General features: G+C 30.1%; 14 protein-coding genes and 1 pseudogene. 2 read left to right on the plus strand and 13 right to left on the minus strand.

Features of this window, described 5'->3' with window-relative positions:
- Positions 1-6: 6 nt before the first annotated feature.
- The 4 genes and pseudogenes from M2651_RS03945 to M2651_RS03960 all read right to left on the minus strand — a co-directional run bounded on the left by M2651_RS03945 (position 7) and on the right by M2651_RS03960 (position 3,421).
- Positions 7-1,506 carry an NAD(P)H-hydrate dehydratase gene (locus tag M2651_RS03945; RefSeq protein ID WP_252131039.1) on the minus strand — a complete coding sequence of 500 codons (1,500 nt, stop codon included), beginning with the start codon at positions 1,504-1,506 and terminating at the stop codon, positions 7-9.
- A gap of 73 nt (positions 1,507-1,579) precedes the next feature.
- Positions 1,580-1,945 (minus strand): annotated as a pseudogene (gene acpS, locus M2651_RS03950) (holo-ACP synthase); the annotation flags it as partial.
- Between the two features lie 214 nt (positions 1,946-2,159).
- The gene (locus M2651_RS03955) at positions 2,160-2,513 is read right to left on the minus strand and encodes a DUF6514 family protein (protein ID WP_350338287.1); all 354 of its coding nucleotides are present in this window, start codon (positions 2,511-2,513) and stop codon (positions 2,160-2,162) included.
- Between the two features lie 314 nt (positions 2,514-2,827).
- A complete protein-coding gene (locus M2651_RS03960) occupies positions 2,828-3,421 on the minus strand; it encodes a hypothetical protein (protein WP_252131040.1) in 594 nt (197 codons plus the stop codon).
- Positions 3,422-3,645: 224 nt separating this feature from the next.
- On the opposite strand from M2651_RS03960, the gene M2651_RS03965 reads away from it, so the two are divergent.
- The gene (locus M2651_RS03965; protein ID WP_252131041.1) at positions 3,646-4,890 is read left to right on the plus strand and encodes an FprA family A-type flavoprotein; all 1,245 of its coding nucleotides are present in this window, start codon (positions 3,646-3,648) and stop codon (positions 4,888-4,890) included.
- A gap of 145 nt (positions 4,891-5,035) precedes the next feature.
- Here the strand turns inward: M2651_RS03965 and M2651_RS03970 are convergent, their stop codons facing one another.
- Positions 5,036-7,963 carry a cell wall-binding repeat-containing protein gene (locus tag M2651_RS03970; protein WP_252131042.1) on the minus strand — a complete coding sequence of 976 codons (2,928 nt, stop codon included), beginning with the start codon at positions 7,961-7,963 and terminating at the stop codon, positions 5,036-5,038.
- A 164-nt stretch (positions 7,964-8,127) separates the two neighbouring features.
- On the opposite strand from M2651_RS03970, the gene M2651_RS03975 reads away from it, so the two are divergent.
- Complete coding sequence (locus M2651_RS03975; RefSeq protein WP_252131043.1) at positions 8,128-11,538, plus strand: M4 family metallopeptidase; 3,411 nt, start codon at positions 8,128-8,130, stop codon at positions 11,536-11,538.
- A gap of 186 nt (positions 11,539-11,724) precedes the next feature.
- On the opposite strand, the gene M2651_RS03980 is transcribed toward M2651_RS03975, so the two are convergent.
- The 8 genes from M2651_RS03980 to M2651_RS04015 form a co-directional block, all read right to left on the minus strand.
- On the minus strand, positions 11,725-12,063 hold the full coding sequence (locus tag M2651_RS03980; protein WP_252131044.1) for an EamA family transporter: 339 nt from the start codon (positions 12,061-12,063) through the stop codon (positions 11,725-11,727).
- The gene (locus tag M2651_RS03985; RefSeq protein ID WP_252131045.1) at positions 12,056-12,409 is read right to left on the minus strand and encodes an EamA family transporter; all 354 of its coding nucleotides are present in this window, start codon (positions 12,407-12,409) and stop codon (positions 12,056-12,058) included. The genes M2651_RS03980 and M2651_RS03985 overlap by 8 nt, the downstream gene beginning before the upstream one ends.
- Before the next feature lie 8 nt (positions 12,410-12,417).
- A complete protein-coding gene (locus tag M2651_RS03990; protein WP_252131046.1) occupies positions 12,418-13,311 on the minus strand; it encodes an NAD-dependent epimerase/dehydratase family protein in 894 nt (297 codons plus the stop codon).
- Between the two features lie 3 nt (positions 13,312-13,314).
- Positions 13,315-14,442: an ATP-grasp domain-containing protein gene (locus tag M2651_RS03995; protein WP_252131047.1), complete on the minus strand. Its 1,128-nt coding sequence runs from the start codon at positions 14,440-14,442 to the stop codon at positions 13,315-13,317.
- 15 nt (positions 14,443-14,457) lie between these two features.
- A complete protein-coding gene (locus M2651_RS04000; protein ID WP_252131048.1) occupies positions 14,458-15,417 on the minus strand; it encodes a glycosyltransferase family 2 protein in 960 nt (319 codons plus the stop codon).
- Between the two features lie 67 nt (positions 15,418-15,484).
- Positions 15,485-17,311, minus strand: a complete 1,827-nt coding sequence (locus M2651_RS04005; protein ID WP_252131049.1) for a glycosyltransferase family 39 protein — start codon at positions 17,309-17,311, stop codon at positions 15,485-15,487.
- Positions 17,312-17,426: 115 nt separating this feature from the next.
- Positions 17,427-18,590 carry a dTDP-4-amino-4,6-dideoxygalactose transaminase gene (gene rffA / locus M2651_RS04010; protein WP_252131050.1) on the minus strand — a complete coding sequence of 388 codons (1,164 nt, stop codon included), beginning with the start codon at positions 18,588-18,590 and terminating at the stop codon, positions 17,427-17,429.
- A 26-nt stretch (positions 18,591-18,616) separates the two neighbouring features.
- The gene (locus tag M2651_RS04015) at positions 18,617-19,198 is read right to left on the minus strand and encodes a hypothetical protein (RefSeq protein WP_252131051.1); all 582 of its coding nucleotides are present in this window, start codon (positions 19,196-19,198) and stop codon (positions 18,617-18,619) included.
- Positions 19,199-19,353 lie beyond the last annotated feature (155 nt).

Here is a 19,353-nt window from a genome sequence, read left to right on the forward strand (position 1 = left end):
ATTCTTTTATCTCTGCAGTTCTTTTATAATTTCGGATAAACTTTCAATTATACTGCTGGCGCTTACACAAAACAAATTCTCTGAAAGCATTTCACCAGCATAACCATGAACAAAAGCAGCCATATATACAGCTTCCAGTTCTTTATAACCTTGAGCTATAAAAGAAGTTATTATTCCTGTTAAACAATCACCCATTCCCCCTGAAGCCATAGAACTATTGCCCGTTGGATTAATAAAAACCTTCTCTCCATCTGTAATCACCGTATTATAACCTTTTAGCAGCACTATAATTCCATGCTCTTTAGCAAAATTTTTAGCAATCTCTATTCTGTTTTCATTAATATCCCCTGCAGTAAACCCAGTTATTCTGGACATTTCTCCCGGATGTGGAGTTATAATAATTTTATGTTTTCTATTTTTTAAAACAAAAAGCTTATCCTTAAGTACATTTATTCCATCAGCATCAATTACTACAGGACAAGCAGCATTTTCTAAAATGAATTGAAGCAAATGAAAGGTGTCTTCATTATTACCAAGTCCTGGCCCAACTGCAATACAATCACACTTTGTTATTATATCCTTCAACCTGTCCTTATCTTCATAATTTACAGTCATAGCTTCAACTAACTTAGAACTTAACACATCCTGAATATCCCTACTGCAGGCTAAAGTAACAAGGCCCGCACCACTTTTTACTGCTGCTTCCGCTGCAATATATGCTGCTCCAGTAAAGCCTCTTGAACCAGCAGCTATTAAAATTTTGCCAAAATCACCCTTATGAGAATATTTATCTCTCACCTTAATCTTCTCTTTTAACATATATTTTTCAACAATAAATTCATTATCATGAAATTTATCTACTGCAAATTCTGGTATTCCAATAGCTTCAACTGCAACTTCCCCTGTATACCTATCGCTTCCATAGTTTAGAAAACCTCTTTTATAAAGCTGAAAGGTTACTGTTTTATGAGCTTTTATACAATTTCCTAAAACTTTTCCTGTATCACTGTTGAAACCTGAAGGTACATCTATAGACAGTATAAATTTACTATTCTCATTCATTACAGATATAACTAAGTCATATATACCCTCAATATTTCTTTTAAGTCCTGTTCCAAATATAGCATCTATAGTTATTTCACATCTTAAAACGGCCTCTCTTAATTCGCTTAAATCCTCAACATTACTGACCTTATTTATTGCAACCCCTAAATTTTTTAAAGCTGTATAATTTACTTTGCAGTCCGTGCTCATATTGTCCTCACTGCCAACTAAAAACACATCAACCTTTTTCCCCAGTACAAAAAGATGCCTTGCAACTGCAAAGCCATCACCTCCATTATTGCCGCTGCCGCATATAATAGAAAAAGATTTACAATTTTTAAGATCTATATTTTTTATAATCTTAAGTGCTGCATTTTCCATTAGCACTATACCAGGAATTTTCAAAGTTTCTATACAGTATTTATCAATCTCTCTCATTATTGAGCTTGCTGCTATTTTCACTGTCATCCTCTCCTGCATTCCTATATTGCACAGAAAGATTATCACACTCTCTGTCTCCCAAACCTTCACCGCTTTCAAGAAGTGCATAAGCAATAGCATTATCTTCACCATGAGATATGCTTAAGTGCACTTTATAATCTCCATACTTTTGAGCAATAAGCTTCGCTTTACCTTTAAACACAACAATAGGTTTCCCAAGAGCAGTCCTATCTATTACAATATCTTTAATATTAAATCCCCTGAAACCTGTTCCTAAAGCCTTAGCAATAGCCTCCTTAGCAGCAAACCTCCCCGCCACATACTCCGGCCTTAACCCCCTGCTTTTTAAATACTCAATTTCCTCCTTGGAAAAGAGTTTCTCCACAAAATTCTCTGTCCTGTCAAGAGCCTCTTTTATCCTCCTAATTTCAACTATATCCACACCAACCCCGATAATCATTTTACTTCCTCCTCTAATGGTTTATATAAGATTTATTTTTAATCACTTAACCAGCTAAGAGTCAAAATTTAAAGTAATACTATATTTATTTTATCACTAAATCACTTTAAAGAATATAAAAAAAGCAATAAAGTTGCTTTCGCTGTTAAATCTTAAGGTTTACCCTAAAACTTTAATTTTCTTTAAACTAAAAAAAGAGGAATCAACTCCTCTTTTAATACGCTGATATTTCTTTTAAAGCTTCATCAAAATCCACAATATACTCATCTATATATTCCCCGAGAATATCAATCAGATGTACTGGTGAAACACAGCTGTCGCACAACATCTTAAGAAGATTATGTACCTTATGTCTATGAGGACTTATGCTCTTAACAGCTTCTCTCTCAATATTAACTATTGAACCATTTACTACATCCTGTCTTTCAATTTCAATTCCATAAGACTGTACTTCCATTTCATCTGCACCTATTGAAAGTGAAATTTTATCCTTTGTAAGCCTATAAAAATAATTACGTTTCATTCCGTCACTTAATTCATTTCTAATCATGCTTTCTACTATCATCATAAAATTCTGTTCTGAGCTCTGCGTTTAAGTTGTCCACAATTATCACAATAATTATTAACATTTGTGGATTGTTTTATCAATATACACAATAGGCTCACTAGAACAGTTCTCCACCCCCCATAAATCTCTTTATCACAATATTAACATTATACACAAAAAAACATTGTCGTAATCTGATAGCCATTTATAATATATTATCCCTTTATTATGACACGCAAAACCCATTATTAACATTTCTTACAGTACTTAATTCTATAATATTACATATTTTACACAATTTGTTCTGCTTTGTGTCGAAAACGTTATAAAATTGACTATATATTTTTTCTATAAACAACATCATTAATTGCTTGTAAAACTAAATTTTCTCTAATACCTATGTACCTGCATATGTCTTCTAAAATTAATATGCTGGCAATCACTGCTCCAATATCACCACCCTCATAGTCTGTCAGCAGATAATCTTTTTTATACTTATCCACAGTGTCTTTTTTACACTTAATTTCACTGTAAATGGTATCTAAAGTATGATACAAAATACTGTAAGAAATGATTACAAAGTCTTTTTGTGATTTCTCACTGCCATTAATGACATCTTTAATTATTTTATTCAGTGAAGCATTCTTATAGTACTCTTCTATAGATATGTTATAATTATTTCCTATGTACTTTCCCAGAATATTAGCATCTATTAAGACAATTTCACCGCTTGTATTAAACATTATACTGAATTCTATATCATCATTTTTTTCTGCTTTTATTTCCTCTAACATTTTCTTCATTCTGTAATTAAAACTTGAAGTGAATTTTGAATCTAAAACGAAAAATTCAAGCTCTCTTGCTGATGCTATTGAGACAAAATCTGAAAACCTTCTATATACTTTTTTCATATATTCCTTGCTATTCATCTATATCACTTCCCTTCCGTTAATCACAATTTATTTTTTGCAGACAATGTAAAAAATATGCACTTATTTTTTTAATAGAATATTAAATTTTAGTAATAATATAGATATAATTAGCATTTATTATTGATTTATTTTTAACAATATATTATAATTAATTCAAACTTAACGGATAAATATTATCAACTGATAATTTGTACATAAACATTAATGAAGGGTGATTTTAAATGATGAGAGCTTTAGAAGTAAAGAAAGACATTTACTGGGTAGGTTCACTAGACCCTAACCTTAGAATTTTTGACGTAATAATGTACACTCCTTATGGAACAACTTACAACTCCTATGTAGTTAAAGGAAGCGAAAAAACAGCCCTATTTGAAACTGTTAAAGAAAAAACTTTTGAACAATATCTTGAAAGACTGAAATCCTTAAACATAAACTTTGATGAAATAGCCTACATTATAATAGAACATACAGAGCCTGACCACGCTGGTTCTGTAGCAAAACTTTTAGACTATGCAAAAAACGCAAAAATAGTTGGTTCAGCTGCTGCCATACGCTTTTTAAAGCAAATAACAAACAGACCTTTTGAAGAAATAATAGTAAAGCAAGGCGATACATTAAGCCTTGGAAATAAAACTTTAAGATTTATTGAAGCACCATTTTTGCATTGGCCAGATTCAATTTACACTTATGTAGAAGAAGACCATGTGCTTATGACCTGCGACTCTTTTGGAAGCCATTACTGCTTTGATGAAATGTTTAGAGATTTAATTCCAAAAGAAAAAGAAAATGAATACATGGATTCCTTAAAATACTATTATGACTGCATAATGGGACCTTTTAAACCTTATGTTCTTAAAGCTCTTGATAAAATTAAATACTTAGAAATCGATACTATATGCACAGGCCACGGTCCAATACTTAGAGGAAATATAGAGTTTTATAAAGAAACTTACAGAAAATGGAGCACAGAGACAGCTCCATCTGACGGGAAAACAAGGGTTGTTATACCATATGTATCAGCCTACGGGTTTACTGAAGATATGGCAAATAAAATTGCCGAGGGAATAAAGTCAAGAATTGATGATGCTATTGTTGATTTATTCAACGTTATATACCATAAACAAGAAGATATCCTAAACAAAATTTATTGGGCAGATGCAGTGCTCTTCGGTTCCCCAACTATAAACGGTGATGCTCTAAAACCAATAATGGAATTATTAATCACAATGAACCCGTTAGTTCACGGCGGGAAAATAGCTGCAGCCTTTGGTTCCTTTGGCTGGAGCGGAGAGGCTGTACCAAATATTGAATCAAGACTTAAAGCTTTAAGGATGAAACTTATAACTCCAGGACTTAAAATTAACTTTAAACCTAGCGAAAAAGAGCTTTTAGAGGCTTATAAATTCGGTGAAACAGTAGCTGAAAAAATAAAAGAAAATTTAAACAAAGGAGTTAAACTTAACTGATATTAAGAATAGATGCAAGCAGCTTTCTGCTGTAAATTAATAACTTAAAAAAGAAAGGCATCTATATACTTTAATATAAACTTAGCAAAAAATATATTGGTGTTAATAAAAGGCAGTTCATAGCTTTGAACTGCCTTTTATCATACTATTGAAGCAGACTATTCATAACACTGCTTGAAACCGCCCCTTCTCCTCCAAGCACCTGCTTATTTTGTATTCTGCTTAGGTTTCCCTTTATATAACTGCTTGTAGCTGCACTTGCACCAGTTTTTCCAAGCAGCACAATTGGAGACTTAGTAGCTGCAGCAAGCACTGAACCTGCCAAAGCATCTGGAAAGTCCTGTCCCGTTGCAAAATACATAGTTGTTATATCAAATTCTCCACTGAACTTATTTAACACAGCAGTATTTGTTTCATATCTATTGTTTCCTGCTATTCTCTCACCATTTGGCAGGCTGTTAAGCACAAAGTCTGATACTACTCCATAACCTCCAATTACATATGCCTTATTAACACCATATTTTCTAATATAGTCTGAAATACCGCTGTAAAGACTATTTGTTTCAGTTAAAAGTATTGGAACATTTTTAAAAGCTGCATAAGATGCTATAGAAAGCGCATCTGGAAAATCTCTGCCTGTGGCAACAACAATCTCACTGCTGCCTCCCAGATAATTTGCTATAGCCAAGGAGGTTTCATAGCGGTTTACACCGCCAAGCCTTGTGAATGTTATGTTCTTTAGTCTAAGCCTATCTTCTACAGCTTTAGAAACTACTCCTTCTCCTCCTATAATAAACACATTTTTAACTCCAAGCCTATCAAGCTCTGCTTCAACAGAAGGAGTTAAGCTTTGTCTTTCCGTTAAAAGTATAGGTGCATTATATTTTCTAGCAAGAGGAGCAGCACTAAGAGCATCAGGAAAGTCAGCACCTGTAGTTAAAACTGCGTTGCTGGCTCCCTTCCAGCCATACTTTGAAATAGAAACGGCAGTTTCATATCTATTAGCTCCCCAAAGCCTCTGAAATAAATTGCTTTTTCCTGCATTCTTAGCTGAAGCTAAAGCTCCTGCTGCATTTATCATTCCTCCAGTGGCAACTTTTCCGCTTAAGCTTTGAAGAGGTTTGCTCGTATCTATAATCTTCTGCTTTATAATAAGAGGATCATCCACACCATAGCTAAGTAAAAGTGCCGCTACTCCTGAAGCAAAAGGCGCTGCCATAGAAGTACCTGAAAAATATTCATAAGCATTATTATAGTTTTGCTCCTCATCATAAGCCAAAACTACTTGTCCACTAGAATCACTTGCTTTTACAATATCCTCATAAGCTGTATTTAAATTATAGCTTTTACCTTCAAAAAAAGTTCCACTCATGCCTGATACAGATCTTCTGTTATATTCATCTGTTAAATGTTTTGCATGGAGATAATTTTCTATAAAACTAGTATCTGATAAATTATATGCTATATTTTCTCCTGATACATAAAACATTCCGCCACAATCAAGATAGCTTTTTATATTTCTCTGATCCGTTTCAGTTATAATATAACTATTATCATCAGCTAACCCAACAGCCTCCCCCGTAGCCCATATAACAAGCTTATAACTCCTTAAGGCTGAAAAGCCAGGTCCGTTTCTTAAATAACCAATATTATATACAGTTACATTATTAAATCCTAGTTCCTGCAGAGGATTTTTATAATAAGAAAGTATATTCTCAAAGCCATAACTACTTTCATCATCTTGAATGAGGAGTATGGCATCACTTTGACTTACTCCAAAGAAACTTAAAACTCTTGACATTAAATCTTTTCTCTCAGCACCTGAAGCTATACTTTCCATTCCAAAGCCTTGAAGCAAAGTTTTATAAATGCCGTTGCTGCTTGCAACTGCAGCACCTAGCAAAGTTTTTCTAGGAACAGTACTTAATATATCCTGTCCTGGAGCTGCAACGTCTACATTTGTTAAGCCATAATTTGAAAAATCCGTTAAGCTTCCTTTATTGTCTAAAGCTGCTACAGATAAAATATTGCTGCTGTTAAAAGCTGCAGGATATATAGGGCTTGTATCAATATTTTCACCGTTATTCCCTGCCGCAGCAACAACAAGGCAGCCGGAATTTTCAATAGCCTCTTTCAGTGCAGCATCGAAGCTTGCATTTCCCCAGCTCATATTAAGAATTTTAACGCCTTTTTTCTTAGCATACTCTATTGCAGCTATTGCATCTGTTGTAGTACCACCATAAGGTCCAATAAATTTTAAAGGCATAATACTCACATCAGGGGCAATACCTGCAACACCTATACCATTTAAAGCTGCAGCTATAATACCTGCTACATGAGTTCCATGACTGTCTCCATCTTCAGCATTATAAATCTGGCTATTATCCCCATAGAAATTCCATCCATTTATATCATCAACATAACCATTATGATCATCATCTACACCATTACCTGGAATCTCTCCAGGATTTTTCCAAAGCTTATCCTTAAGCTCAGGATGATTTATATCAATTCCTGAATCAATTATGCCAACAATAACCTGACTGCTGCCCTTTGTTATATTCCATGCACTTTTTATATCAATATCAATACCTGCTGTGCCCTGCTGTCCGTTAATAACCTGTCCTGTATTTTGAAGCCCCCACTGCTCAGAACTTCTTGTATCACTTGTAAGCTCAGCAGGGTAATAAATATAGTTTGGCTGAACAAATTCAACATTTGAATTCTCTTTTAAAGCCTTCATAGCAGCATCCAAATCAGTACCATCTGGAAGCTTTACAACATCGCTGTTTACAAGATTTAACTGCTGCTTTTTTTGAAGACCTTTTACTTTCTTTAGTGAAGCTTCTTTTTTAATTTGTGTAGTGCCTTTTTTGTATTTTATTATTAGTTCATTTGGAACTTTTTTAAGCTGAGATTCTATATTTTTAGTAATTAATTTATTATTACTATTGTAAATTTTATTTACAGTTTTATTATTTTTATTATAGAAGGAATAGGCTTGTACATTTTGATTGATTATCAAAAGTAATGCTAAGAGTATTATAGTTATTTTAGATAATTTCTTAACCATTTTAGTTTCCTTTCCCATAAAATAAATACACATTTATTATACAATATTCTCGAAAAAGTTGCTTTATGAATTGTATTGACATTTTAAGGAATTTCTGGTTATATTGTATTGAAGTTGTTTTTTGTAAACATACTGCAGTATACACTTAAAACAGGAGGGGGATTATGAAAAAAAAATTTATTTCTATTTTTTTAAGCTTAGTATTATTTAGTTCTTTCTCAATACCTGCATCTGCGAAAGAATTAAATCCTACAAAAAACTTAAGCAAAGTAAAAAATATTCAGGAACTAAAAAACTTAATTAATGGACAAACTATTCAAAACTCAAAAGACCTGAGCAAAATTGAAAATATTCAGGAACTAAGGAACTCAATCAAAAAACAAACTACTCAAAAGCCAAAAGATCTAACCAAGGTACAAAATATTCAAAAGCTAAATAACTTAAGCAATGGTAAGCTAAAATTGTACGAAAAAGATGGACAAGTATTTCTATCAGGAAAACTTTCTGCCAAGCAAACTCCTGGCGAGAAATCAGCTGTCAATTTTTTAGATGAAAACAAGAAGTTATTTGGAATAGATAATGTAACAAATGAGTTAAAGACTGTTGAGGTAAAAAAAGATGAGTTAGGCCATACCTATGTTAAATTTATGCAAATGATTAATGGAAACAAGGTAGAAGGCAGCTTAATAAATGTTCATTTTGACAAAAATGGAGTTATAGTAAGTGTTAATGGAAAGGTGGAAAAAAATAAAAGTATTACCACTCTTGGAAACAATAAAATTTCTGAAAGCAAAGCTGTGGAAATAGCAAAAAAGCAATACACTTATAAAAGTTTAAGAAATACTCCAAAAGCAGAGAAACTTATAATAAGCAAAGACAATAAAAATTATGAAGTATATAAGGTTAATATCTCCTATATGGAACCTACTATAGGAAATTATGATGTTTATGTTGAAACTTATTCAGGTAATGTAATTAAAACTGAAAATAATATAAGATATGATGGCTCAGTTACAGGTTCAGGTATTGATGTTCAAGGAAATACTAAGTCTCTGAATTTATACCAGTCTAGTGCTCAATATCAAATGAAGGACTTAACCAATTCATCAACAAACAGCATACTTACCTATGATTGTGATAATTCCACAACCTCTGGAACTTTAGTTACAAATAGTACTAATTTTTTTGGAACTGAAGATCATAAAGCTTCTGTTAGTGCACATCATTATGCGGATAAAGTAGTTGACTTCTATAAAAATTTATTTAATAGAAACAGCTTAGATAACAGTGGTATGGATATTAAATCTTTTACACACTATGGTTATTACTATAATAACGCCTTCTGGGATGGCTATGAAATGGTATATGGTGATGGCGACGGTTATTTATTTACTTATCTTAGCGGAGATTTAGATGTTGTTGGTCATGAAATGACTCATGGGGTAATAGACTATACTGCAGATTTATACTATCATAATCAATCAGGTGCTTTAAATGAATCAATGGCAGATGTATTTGGAGTCCTTATTGAAACCTACAGCAAATATAACGTTGCTGACGGTGGTAACTGGACATTTGATGCAGCTGACTGGGTTGTAGGTGATGATATCTATACTCCTTATATTTCTGGAGATGCATTAAGAAGTCTGTCAAATCCTGCATTATATTATCAGCCTGATCATATGAGCGATTATGAGTATTTACCAGACAATGAATACGGTGACTGGGGTGGGGTTCATACTAATTCAGGTATTCCCAATAAAGCTGCATATCTTGTTGCTCAAAGTATTGGTATGGAAAAGACCGCAAGGATATATTACAGAGCTTTAGTAAATTATATGAGTCAATATACTGACTTTGCTAATGCAAAAAATTATCTTATACAATCTGCCGTTGATTTATATGGTGAAAATTCTGCTGAAGCCACAGCTGTAAAAAATGCTTTTGATTCTGTTGGTGTAGGTGATCCAGAACCACCAGTAGAGGATCCATATGAGCCAAACGACACAATGCAGACAGCATATTCAATAGATTATGGAACATATTACCAGTCATATATATCAACACCTAATGATTTTGATTACTATAAGTTAAATGTTACTAATACTGGAACAACCTTTATTGAACTTTCAAATTTGCCTTGCGACTATGACTTAGAATTATTTGATTCTAACGGAAATTGGGTAACAGGTTCATATAATTGGAATACAACAAATGAATCTATAAGTTTTAATGCCACTGAATCAGGTGTGTATTATATACTTGTACTTCCTTTTGAAGGCTATAGTACTACACAAAAATATACTCTCAAAGCTACGCTAATACAAGATTGCTATGAACCTAACAATACAGTTATGGAAGCATATCCAGTAAATTTTGGCTCAACTTATGAGGCTTATATATCAGGATCTAATGATTTAGATTTTTATAGCTTGAATGTTATAAATACTGGTACTATGCATATTGAACTTTCAAATTTGCCTGAAGACTATGACTTATTATTATATAATTCTAACGGAAGTATAGTTGATTTTTCAGTTAATGAGGGTACGACAACAGAGTCCATAGATTTTAATGCCACTCAAACCGGTAAGTATTACATATTGGTATATTCTTATTACGAAGAATATAATATAACACAGAAATATTCTCTTGTAGTTACAGGAACTGGTGAAATGGGAGATCCATATGAACCTAATGATACAATGACAACAGCATATCCAATAAATTATGGAACTACTTATCAGTCATTTATATCAGCTCCTAATGATTGGGATTTTTATAGTTTAAACATTAATAGTAATAAAGCTATTCATGTTGAACTTTCAAATTTACCTAATGATAACGACTTTTGTTTGATTAATTCAAACGGAGATATAGTTGCATATTCAGAAAATTGGAATACAACTGGGGAATGTATGGATTTTTATGCCACTGAATCAGGTAAATATTATATATTGGTATTTCCTTTTAGAGGCTATAGCACCACACAAAAGTATTCTTTAAAAGTTACAGAAATTACTGTTCCTGTTCCAACATCAGTAAAAGCAGAATCATCTTCATATAACAGTATAAATATCAGCTGGGCTGCAGTAAGCGGCGCTAACGGTTATGAAGTTTATAGATCAACATCAAGTTCAGGAACTTACTCATTAGTATCAACTACAACATCTACAAGTTTTACTAACACTGGACTAACTACTGGAACTACTTATTACTACAAAGTTAGAGCTTATACTACTGTAGGTTCTACAAAAGTATACGGTAATTTTTCACCTGTGGTAAACGCTAAACCTGTTCCTGCAATACCTGCAAATTTTGCAGCTACTCGTAATAGTTCTACAAGCATTAAACTTACTTGGAGTGGGGTAACGGGAGCTAGTGGTTATGAAATATATAGGGCTACTTCAAACACAGGAAACTATAGCTATTTAACGTCAACCTCTAACTTATCTTATATTAATACAGGCTTGACCACAGGAACAACTTATTATTACAAGGCAAGAGCATATGTAATGGTTGGAACAACAAAAGTATATGGCAATTGGACATCGGTAGTAAGCGCAAAACCATAAATTTTAACTAAAGTTGTAAGCGTCAAAAAATTTCCATAAAAAAATCCAGTAGAGTAAGCTGTAAAGCCTTCTACTGGATTTTTTTAATCTTTTGTTCCATAGATATTTTTATTTTGAAGTTTTAATTCTTAAAAGAATTCTTTGAACCATTGAATTTAATCCAATTTTTTAAATCATTAGTAATGCTTATAAATTAAATACTATTATGCCGAATACAATAATAATATTCCCAATCAATTTCCTTTTAGTTATCTTTTCACCTAACATTATCCTACTAAATATCAGAACAAATAAATAACTTAATGCCATATATACTTGAATATCTTTTAATCCTATAGTTTTTAAAGAAATAGTATTTAAAAGCATTGTAATAAAAAATAATCCATAAGAGAATATTACTCTAAAATTTATATACTCTCTCAAGAAACTTGTATACTTTTTGTTAGCACTTTTTTTTAACAATATTTGTGAAAAGGCTGTTAGTATTACTGCTAACATAATATAAAGTTGACCAATACTAATCATCTTTTGTAACCACCCAAATCCCTAATAGTATAATTATAGACCCAATGATATTTTTAAAACTTATTCTCTCTTCAAATAAAATATATGCCCAAAACATATTGTATATAACAACCAACGCTCTAGTAGAATAAGCTATAGACAAATCCATTCCTTTAATAACCATCTGCCAAAATATAGCGTAAACACCTATACAGAATAATTGCAACCCATAAATCAACAAAAACTGCCATGTTAAAACATCGTATTTAGATGCATATTTTGCTACAATACTTATTACAGGATAATATAATACTAACAAATGCAATAATAAGTATCTTTTTTTATTATACATTGAATTTTGTTTCATAAAAACCTCTATTTGTTTTCCATAATTTTTTTAATATCTTTTAATGCCTCTTCAAATGTAAATCTCGGCTTCCACTCTAAAACATCTTTTGCCTTTGTAATATCCATCTTATAAATATTTATGTCTTCTGGCATATTTATTTCTTGTTCTAAATTACCTTCATTATCAAAAATTCTATTTATTATTAATCCTAATTCTGAATTTTTAATAGTTTCTTCAATTCCAATATTAAATATGCCCTTAATATTTTTATGTTCTAAAGCAGCTAGTATTGCATATGCTACATCTTTAACATATATATACTGTCTTTCTCCTTTACCTTTACCGAAAAGCTTAAGAGTTTCTTTCTTAAATGCTCTGTTAATAAATGTATTTAATAGATATCCTGATTTCTCTCCTACTCCTAATACTTGAGCTAATCTAAGAGATTTAATATTCATTCCATACTTTTCACTATAAAATTCAGCCAACATATCAACTGCAAGTTTAGATTCCCCATAAAGGTTTAGTGGAATATTAAGTTTTTCTTCTTTCCAAGGTATGTCCTTATTAGAATAAACAGATCTTGATGATATTAATACTAAATTGTTAATAGATGTCAATCTACAAGCTTCAATAACATCACTGGCTAATTTTATATTTTTTATATATTCATTAATTCCAAAATCACCTGTAGGTCTAATTGCAGCTAAATGGACAACGCCCTCAAATTCAGGTAATATTTTAACTAAATCATCAATTTGACAAGAAGATTTAATATATTTAAAATAATTATTATCAAAGTAAATATGATCTCCTAACTCTTGAATATCTAATCCTACTACATCATAACCTTCTTCACTTGCAATTTTTAGTACCCATTTTCCTACAAAACCTGCTGCTCCAGTTACAAGAACTTTCATAATTTATCTACCTTCCCATTCTTTTATCATATATCCACATTTCTCCATATATCCATTCATTGATTTTACAATATCACCATTCTCATAATACCATTTTAAATAAGAAGAATTGCCTACATCATATTTCTCTTTATTAAATGCTAGTCCTGGTTTTTCGCATAAGAATTCTAGCACAAATTTCTTATCTTTATACAAAGGTTTTATCCCCTTAGAATCTACAAAGTTTAAATTTCCTTGAATATGCTTTATTGTCCAATCTAATAAGTTATTACCTGTATACTTTTTTATTAATCTCCACATATGGCATCCATCTAGTCTTGGAGTAACTTCTATAAGTTTAGGCTCAATACCATTTTTCATTTTAATTTGAAAATATGCAGGACCATTTTTAATTTCTAGTTTTTCCAGCACTCTTTTAACTAAATCTTCTATGCTATTTTTTATTTCTTTACTCTCTATACTTGTAGGAATCAAATGTTTATGTATTATTCCTCCTGGTAAATCACTAAATACTATTCTATCTGATATTAATGAGAAAACAACCTCATTATTTATAGAATAAGAGTTCACTGATATTTCGGGGCCTTCAATGTATTCTTCTACGATCAATCTCTTTACTCGTGAATGTTTCATTGAAGACTCGAATTTTTCTTTAAACTCATCAAGACTGTTTATTCTTGTTACTCCCCTTTGCCCCTGAGAATCAACTGGTTTCATAATTAAAGGAAACTCTAGATGTATTTCATCGTTAATATTTGTTATTTCCTGAAATTTTATGTTTCCTTCAAAATCTAATTTTAAATATTTTCTTAATTCATTTTTTGTATTACATAATAATGCAGTTTTAGAGCTTACAAAATGAGGTAATCCTAATCGTTCACTTACTATACATGCAGTAGGCATAGCAACATCGGAACCTGCAGAATAAACATAATCTATGTTATTGTCTTTTACATATTTCTCTACACCATCTATATCTATTATATTTATTAGTTCAAACTTATCTACCAGCTTTTCACCTGAACCTCCAGTAGTATAGCTGCAGGCGTGTACCTCAAAACCAGCCTCTTTACAATATTCTATGATATCAACTTGTGCATTTCCTGTCCCTAAAATTAGTATTTTTTTCATATTGTTCCTCCTGTATTATTTTAAATTTTTATCTCCATCTATCTCTTCTTTAATTATATAGTTTGGTAAACCAGTTAACTCATTAATAATTCTTCCAATGTATTTACCTAATATTCCTATACTAAATAAAATCGAACCTGAGAAAAATGTAGTACTTAATATCAGAGTAGTGAATCCTGGTACTTTTGCCCTTCCTAATAAATATAAAATCAAATAAATTACACCAACAACTGCTGAAAAAAATGATGATAAAAATCCAAGCCAACTCATTATATCCAAAGGTAAAGTAGAAACATTAATAATTGACATTATAGTTTCACTAATAAGTTTTGATAACTTATACCCGCTTTTACCATAAATCCGTTCTTGATGTTCAACTATTACATTACCCACCTTATTAGTTATTTTTAAAATTAACGGTCCTACTTGTGGTTTTGTGGTTTTATACATTACAAGTGCTTTTGCAATATCTCTTTTCATTATTCTAAAACTAGATATTTTTATTCCTTTTGGTCTTTTATATATTTTTTCATTCAACTTATTAAAAGCTTTTGAACCTATTTTTCTTATAAAACTATCCTTACGTTCACCATATATTCCAAAAACACAATCATATTTATTGTCTTTTTCAATGGCATTTATCAGTTTAATTAACTCTTCAGGTTTATGCTGAAAGTCATCATCCATTGTAACAACATATTTCCCCATTGCTCTATCTAATCCTGCAATAGTTGCTCTATATTGTCCAGTATTTCGCATTAAATTAATGCCTTTTACATTTTTATTAACTTTGCAAGTTTCTACAATTTTATCCCATGTTGTTAAATCAGGACTACAATCATTTACCAAGATAATTTCAAACTTTTTATTAGTTATTTTTAGAACATCTGTTATCTTAGATGTTAATTCTTGTATCCAATCACCACTGTTATACATTGGAATAACAATTGAGTAATACATTTCCTCTTCACTCACAATAATGCCTCCATTTAAACTTAGTTATTAACAATAAGTATAATTCTTTATATTTTCAAATTTTATATTATTGTTTAGTTATATATATAATAAAATAATCATTTTCATATAAGGTTTCATAATTATGTCTTTTTAAAAACTCTTGTAAGTTTCTTCCTTTAACATTCTGATCTTGATCTTTCATTTCTTTAATTAAAGTTAAATAATTCTCTTCATTAAACCCATTGTAAGTATTAGTTTTTGCTTTTAAAACTATTGGTAACTTTTTATCAATATCAGGTTTATTCTTTAAATCTCTAATAAAATCAGCTGTAGTATAAGAGTCTATATTTGCCCATGGTTTATCTAAATATGACACCATATCAGTTAAATAATAAAATAAAACTGCATTTCCATATACCATAAGCGTATTATTCTGTTTGTATGGTTCTAAGGCATTTAAAACTCCATTAACTGCATCAGCTTCTCTTTTAGTTGTAGTTAATCCTTTTAACTTTTCACTATTTATTTTATATTTTAAGTTGTATCTTCTGTAATCATCAAAGTTATTAATTTTATAGGAAAAGTTACACAAAACTATTATAAACAATATAGAAGAAAAAATTAGTATAGTTTTTATAGAGTCGTTCATAGCAATAGTATTATAAATATTATTATTTAAATGAAATTTTATATCGAGATAACCATCTTTTATAAAATTCGCAATTATATATACTAATACCGGGTAATTAATCCACATTCCCATAATAGAGTGTTTTATTCCAACATTAGAACCAATAGGCATTAGTATTGAGAATACTATCCCTAAAAATATAATTAATGATAATTCTCTGCCCTTTCTATCTTTTAATAAATACAGCATAAATATAAAATTAACAATATACTGTATTCCTAATGAAAAAGAAATAAATGGATGTATATAAGCTACTTCCTCATTTAACTTGTAAGAAATATAGTAACCATAAACAGATATAATTGACAAGAACATAAATATAATCCATTTTAATATTTGCGTTCCTCTTTCCTTATTTTCACTTTTTAAATAGTTTAGATTGAAAATTAATACAATTGTCCAAAGTAATGTTAATCCACCTGAAACTACAGCTTTCATATTACCTTGAACAAATTTTTTTATAAGTGTCTTAATGTTATAACCTCCAGAACTGCTAGCCATACCACTTAATCGAAATATAGAATTATATAAATTATTTAATTGGCCACTTATAATTATTAATAAGATCAATAAAATAATTGAAACTAGAGCTCCTAACAAAAAAACACTTAAGGTTTTAAAAATAAATTTATTGTCTTTTTTTTCTATACAATACCAATATAGTATACCTCCAAATGCAAAACACATGGCTGTTATATTCGGCAATCTTACAAAAATTGAACTTCCAAATATAATACCACTTATAAAAAGTTTTTTATACGATTCATCTTTTAATCCATAAAATAAAAAATATATTATAAAAGCATAAAATAACATAGTAAGCTGATGATAATTCATTATATTGAAGTATGTATTGCTAACAAGAATAGAAAAAAATAAACCTATTAATGTATTGGTTTTTCCTAAATAACTTTTTAGCATTTTATATAATAAAAATACTAAAATCATTTCTATTATAACTTCAAAAAAATTAAGCCCCCAAATACCTAAAAAACCAAAAACTTTTAACCATGCCCACCCGAGCAAATTAGTTAAATATATAGAATAACTAACCTTTTCTGAATAGGAGATTAGATTAGAAAAATTAAAAACATGGTATCCTGTATCCGCTAGATCAATTCCTTTAAATGAGTTATAGAAAGGCCAAAAAAAAATTGCAAAAACTAATAAAATATTCAAATAATTATTTTTATCTTTTTTTATATAATTAAAAAATTTCAATAAACTCTCTCCTTTATTATAATAAAAGTATTTAGCACATATATATCGTTAAATCACTATAGTATTATCTTTCTACTTTGATTTAAATTTACCATATATGTGCTATAAAATATTTTTATTTAGTAATAGCTACAAGATTAGTAACATTTTGTGATATATAAAACTCTTTCAGTTTATCTATTATAAACTGAACATTATCTTGAGAAAGACCATAATAAAGCGGCAATCTCAATAATCTTTCACTTTCTTTTGTAGTATATCTATCTTCACCAACAAATTTTCCTACTTTCTCTCCAAATGGAGCACTATGAAGTGGTATATAGTGAAATACAGCATTAATGCCGTTTTCCTTTAAGTAAGCAATTAATTCAGTTCTTTCTTGCAAATCTTTTGTCTTTATGTAAAACATATGAGCATTGTGTTTGCATTCATCAGGAACATATGGAAGCTCAATAAAACCTTTATCCCTTAATATTTGTAAACCTTCATAATATTTATTCCAACAATTTAACCTGTCATCATTAATTTTATCAGCCAACTCTAATTGAGCCCACAAATAAGCAGCATTCATATCACTTGGAAGATATGATGATCCAAAATCTACCCAAGTATATTTGTCTACTTGACCTCTGAAAAATCTACTTCTATTTGTTCCTTTCTCTCTTATTATTTCAGCTCTTTCTACATATTTTTCATCTTTAATTAAAAGTGCTCCACCTTCTCCCATACTGTAATTTTTGGTTTCATGGAAACTGTAACATCCAAATTCCCCCAGCGTACCTAAAGCTTTTCCTTTATATTCAGACATAACACCTTGTGCAGCATCTTCTACTACGATCAGATTGTATTTTTTTGCTATTTCATTTATTTTATCCATTTCACATGCTACACCTGCATAATGAACTGGAACTATTACTTTTGTCTTATCTGTTATAGCTGCTTCAATTAAATTTTCATCTATATTCATAGTATCTGGTCTAATATCAACAAAAATAATTTTTGCACCTCTTCCAACAAAAGCATCAGCAGTTGAGACAAATGTATATGAAGGCATTATTACTTCGTCACCTTCCTTAATATCTGATAATATTGCTGCCATTTCTAGTGCGTGAGTGCAGGAAGTCGTTAACAATGCTTTGTGTGCATTAAATTTATCTTCTAACCATTTATTACACTTTTTTGTAAAAATGCCATCTCCACAAATCTTATTATTTTTAATTGTCTCCTCAATATATTCTAATTCTTTTCCTGTAAAAGGTGGAATATTGAATTTTATCATTTTAATCTGAATCTCCTTTTTTAAATTTATAAAATATTTAAAAATATTATAAGTAATACGCCTATAAAAAATAATAGTATAATCAATAATCCATTAAGATTTGGTTGAAATTCCATATTATTTATTGAATTTTTTATTATTTGAAGCTTATTACTCTTATAATAAATATTTAGTACTAAATCTCTATAAATATTTTCACCATCTACTTTCAAGTCCCTATCCTTATAAATGTCATTATCACTACAAGCTAATTTAATCTCTTCTTCATTATTTTTTAAATAGGGACAAATTAATATATAATATTTCTTATTTTTAGATACCTCTTGATTTTCAAAGTCTATTTTTACCATAGAATTATGTGTAAAATTTTGACTATCTAATATTTTTTCACAAATTATTGTTTTATTTTCATCTAATAAATAAAATTTTATTTTACTTATATTGTTTTCTGTTACTGTAGAAACTTTAAACGCTACAGAAAATAGATTATTTTCCTTAGAATTAAAACTTTGTTCTAATTCATTTAATTTCAATATATTATCTGTATCTTTTTGATTTTCAATTATACTTTTTTCATTGTAATAATCCGGTAATCTTTTGTAAATCAAAAATAACATTCCTATTATTACTATTATAGATATGAAAATATTAATTAGGCTGCTTTTTCTACTCATATTAACTATCATTCCTTTCGCTGTGCTCAAGGCACAAAAATTTATGAAAATGTATATTCTGTACAAACTCTGTCAATAATATAGGCAAG

The organism is Clostridium caldaquaticum (assembly GCF_023806125.1).
Lineage (GTDB): Bacteria > Bacillota > Clostridia > Clostridiales > Clostridiaceae > Clostridium_AT > Clostridium_AT caldaquaticum.

Excerpts from the sequence above, each read along its gene's own strand:
- M2651_RS03955 (WP_350338287.1), bottom strand. The coding sequence starts at position 2,513 with ATGATGATAGTAGAAAGCATGATTAGAAATGAATTAAGTGACGGAATG.
- M2651_RS03960 (WP_252131040.1), bottom strand. The coding sequence starts at position 3,421 with ATGAATAGCAAGGAATATATGAAAAAAGTATATAGAAGGTTTTCAGAT.
- M2651_RS03965 (WP_252131041.1), top strand. The coding sequence starts at position 3,646 with ATGATGAGAGCTTTAGAAGTAAAGAAAGACATTTACTGGGTAGGTTCA.
- M2651_RS03970 (WP_252131042.1), bottom strand. The coding sequence starts at position 7,963 with ATGGTTAAGAAATTATCTAAAATAACTATAATACTCTTAGCATTACTT.
- M2651_RS03975 (WP_252131043.1), top strand. The coding sequence starts at position 8,128 with ATGAAAAAAAAATTTATTTCTATTTTTTTAAGCTTAGTATTATTTAGT.
- M2651_RS03980 (WP_252131044.1), bottom strand. The coding sequence starts at position 12,063 with ATGATTAGTATTGGTCAACTTTATATTATGTTAGCAGTAATACTAACA.
- M2651_RS03985 (WP_252131045.1), bottom strand. The coding sequence starts at position 12,409 with ATGAAACAAAATTCAATGTATAATAAAAAAAGATACTTATTATTGCAT.
- M2651_RS03990 (WP_252131046.1), bottom strand. The coding sequence starts at position 13,311 with ATGAAAGTTCTTGTAACTGGAGCAGCAGGTTTTGTAGGAAAATGGGTA.
- M2651_RS03995 (WP_252131047.1), bottom strand. The coding sequence starts at position 14,442 with ATGAAAAAAATACTAATTTTAGGGACAGGAAATGCACAAGTTGATATC.
- rffA (WP_252131050.1), bottom strand. The coding sequence starts at position 18,590 with ATGATAAAATTCAATATTCCACCTTTTACAGGAAAAGAATTAGAATAT.